A 3,065-nucleotide genomic window follows, 5' to 3' on the forward strand; every position below is an offset into this window, starting at 1 on the left:
GGCTTTTTCTTCGTCTGACATTTCATATCCAAGAATCTCAAGTAAATTATAAATAATATCAAGCTCCTTGTTTCCTTGATACCTATTGTCATAATCGGCATAGCTTCTGTGACCATCGTCTGCCCGTAAATATTGCATTGATAACAGTGCTTTTTCTGGCACTTCGATGATCTTTTTTTCCAATTCATCGCCGTCATGATTTTCAATCCCCAACAAACTGGCCAATCGTTCTCTGTTAAACCAGTTGCTCAGATTATTAAGTATTACCATGACTGCGAAAGCTGTTATATCGCTGCTGTGTTTTTTCGCCTTGTTTTGCGGTAATTTCTTCACAAAATCAAATCGCATTTCATACATTCTTTTTTTTATTTCATCGAGTTCATTTTTGTCAATGCGCCTTTTTTCGCTTTGTTGGTCTTCCTCCGTTTCATCATTATCTGGCCGTCGTTTATATAAAAATACGTCATTAGGGGCGACTCTAAAAAAATATTCTTCTGCTTGCCAGTCTTTTGGTTTTGCTCTCCCTTCGTCGGTATAATAGCCATACGCTGTGACATAGGTCATTATGCTCCAGTCGGCTTCCTGAACTTCCTTGGCAAACTCCCTAACCATTTCTATGATTGCCGCTTTGTTTTCACGCCCCAGTTCAACACGGATCGCTTTTTTTAATGACCACTCAAAGTTATTTGTTCCAATTTCGGCCATTACCAGGTCCCGAGTATCTGGGTCTTTGATTTTATGCAGTTCCAAGTAATCCTGAAGCTTCCCGCCACGCTCAAAAGATTCTGACAGCTTATCCCGATCCAGATCCAGCAGCTGCACTCTTCTATTGATCGTCGTTTTTGATAACCCGGTCTTTTCTGCAATTTCATCAGCCGTGGATCCCAGGTCAAACATCATCTGCATTCCCTCGGCCTCTTCGATGATTGTCAAGTCACTGCGCTGCATGTTCTCCATCAGCATAATAGCCACTTGCTGTTTTTCATCCATGTTCGAAATAACGCACGGTACCTGGGTTAATCCGGCCAGTTTTGCCGCGGCCAGTCTCCGGTGGCCAATGACTGCATAGTATTCCCCTTCAGTGCTGCCATTATCCCCGGGTTTTCCGGTGAACTGGCTATACCATGGCACCACCGTTAAATTCTGCATAATGCCGTTTTCTCTGATACTATCTGCCAGCTCTTCGATATCCGTTAATTTCTTTCGTGGGTTCTTTGGGTGTTGGTATATTTTTTTAATATCAATATACATAATCTTCTGATCGGCGCTCATTCCCTTACCTCGCTTTCCAGATACTTCTTCACGGCTTCGTCACACCGGTAACCGGATTCTTTGCAACCCCTGCAGAATCGCCGGCACATTTCAGAGATTAAATTATTTATTTCCGCTGCCAGTTCGGTATCTGTCATTTGTTTTATTTGCTCAGCTTTTTTCATTCCTGAACCTCTTCCTTTCTTCAACCCTCACCATGCTATACATCTGGAACGGCCACCCGGTAAAATCATGGTACCCTTCTTTTATGCTATCCGATTCCAGGATATAACCCTGCAATGGTGATGGATCCTTTCGCCATTCTTTTGCCTTAACAATCTCAATATCTATTTTTGGCTTTTCTAAATTCCTGGAAGGGTTCCATCGTTTCCCTGATGGGCTGCCCTTCTCCTTATATGTTTTTCTGGTCTCTTTTATCAGGTAATGGGCCAGCGCTCCATACTGCCCTGTTTCATCCAAATAGGTGAAGCGTGTCCGGCCATTGATCCAGAGATCATTCAACTCCTTCACACTGATACTGTTCACCATGTTAATTATCAGGTGATGATGAATTGATTTGTTTTTATATTCCGTTACCGTGATGTACTTAAGATCATGGCCACTCCGCTTGTATAAGGTTCTGACTTTTCTCAGATATCGCTCCAGCTCTTTTTTTGATTCTTCCGGATCCGGCCTTTGGTCTTTTTTATATGTCAGGGTCTGATGAAGATCCCCCTGGCCAAAATTGTTATTAATCAGCTGCCTCAGATTCTTCTCTGCATTCCGCTCATTGATGATGGCCATTTTCTCTGGTGTTGGTTTTTTGTTCTCTCCCCTGGTAATTCCTTTTTTGTGGTACCGGGTAGTAAAATATTTCTCCACTTCAATCGTCATGCCCGCCCTGGTTGTCTTTTTTACATACGGCATTTTTGCTCACCCCTTTTTCTATAAAGATGTCGATAAATTAATACTCTTATCGAGTCAAAAAGCTGATTAATCAGCCGTTTTTCGCTTGTTATCTTTATTAAAAAAAGGTATAATTAGATAACAGCTTTTTAAAAAGACCGCCTCTGCTTCCACAGCTTATTGGGCGGTCTTTTTTTATTCAATTATTTATGTTATAATAACCTAAGGTTTTTATGAGAGTCTCTTCCTGTTTGGCGTTCCAGCGCCTGGAAGAGTCTTTTTTTATATGTGTTTTTCATATTCCCACGGCTCCCAGTTTTCGTTTCATTCGCTTTAATGATCTGATTGCTTTGTTATCGCTCTTTTCTGCTAGGTTGCTGCAGTATGGGCAGATAAACTTTTTCGGGTGTGTCCAATAATCCATTTCATAAATTAATCCGCACGTCTGGCATTGTCTTTCAAATTTCGGCATCCTGCTTTTTCCTCCGACTTAATAATCGTTGATGATGATATAAATAACACCTTCATCATTTTCCTTCAGCTCCATTGTTTCAATTGGATACTCTGATCCCGTTTCGGCATTCAGCACCCGGACTTCTTTTGTTTTATGGTCCCGCAATGCATTTAATAGATTTTTAGCTTTCATTTTCTAACCCCTCCCCAATACCCCGGCCGTTGTCTGGCCTTTTTATCCATGGCCACATGCTGTTTGAATTTTTCGGGATCCCCGGTTTGTTCCCAGTATCCTTTTTCTACCTCATGCCCTAACTGCCGATTACCTGCCATTTTATCGGCATCGGTTAAGCATAATCGTCCCAATTACTTCACCCGTCTCTTGATATCGACGGTCTGACCGACGATGATTCCTACGAATAACCCCAATAACAGTGCACTTAGATATCCAAAAA

General features: G+C 41.8%; 5 protein-coding genes. All 5 read right to left on the minus strand.

Going from position 1 to position 3,065, the window contains the following annotated elements; translation table 11 throughout:
* The coding region (locus tag Q7J41_RS08385; RefSeq protein WP_304887067.1) for a ParB/RepB/Spo0J family partition protein at positions 1–1,272 on the minus strand (1,272 nt) is incomplete at its 3' end.
* The gene (locus Q7J41_RS08390) at positions 1,269–1,436 is read right to left on the minus strand and encodes a hypothetical protein (RefSeq protein WP_304887068.1); all 168 of its coding nucleotides are present in this window, start codon (positions 1,434–1,436) and stop codon (positions 1,269–1,271) included. The genes Q7J41_RS08385 and Q7J41_RS08390, both read right to left, overlap by 4 nt.
* The gene (locus Q7J41_RS08395) at positions 1,423–2,178 is read right to left on the minus strand and encodes a hypothetical protein (protein ID WP_304887070.1); all 756 of its coding nucleotides are present in this window, start codon (positions 2,176–2,178) and stop codon (positions 1,423–1,425) included. The genes Q7J41_RS08390 and Q7J41_RS08395 overlap by 14 nt, the downstream gene beginning before the upstream one ends.
* 469 nt (positions 2,179–2,647) lie before the next feature.
* On the minus strand, positions 2,648–2,803 hold the full coding sequence (locus Q7J41_RS08400) for a hypothetical protein (RefSeq protein ID WP_304887072.1): 156 nt from the start codon (positions 2,801–2,803) through the stop codon (positions 2,648–2,650).
* On the minus strand, positions 2,800–2,976 hold the full coding sequence (locus tag Q7J41_RS08405; RefSeq protein WP_186895353.1) for a hypothetical protein: 177 nt from the start codon (positions 2,974–2,976) through the stop codon (positions 2,800–2,802). The genes Q7J41_RS08400 and Q7J41_RS08405 overlap by 4 nt, the downstream gene beginning before the upstream one ends.
* Positions 2,977–3,065 lie beyond the last annotated feature (89 nt).

Source organism: Acetobacterium sp., assembly GCF_030652775.1.
In the GTDB taxonomy this organism is placed as follows: Bacteria; Bacillota; Clostridia; order Eubacteriales; family Eubacteriaceae; genus Acetobacterium.

What these genes read in the sequence shown, in the direction of transcription:
- Q7J41_RS08390 (WP_304887068.1), bottom strand. Translation starts at nt 1,436, where the DNA reads ATGAAAAAAGCTGAGCAAATAAAACAAATGACAGATACCGAACTGGCA.
- Q7J41_RS08395 (WP_304887070.1), bottom strand. Translation starts at nt 2,178, where the DNA reads ATGCCGTATGTAAAAAAGACAACCAGGGCGGGCATGACGATTGAAGTG.
- Q7J41_RS08400 (WP_304887072.1), bottom strand. Translation starts at nt 2,803, where the DNA reads ATGAAAGCTAAAAATCTATTAAATGCATTGCGGGACCATAAAACAAAA.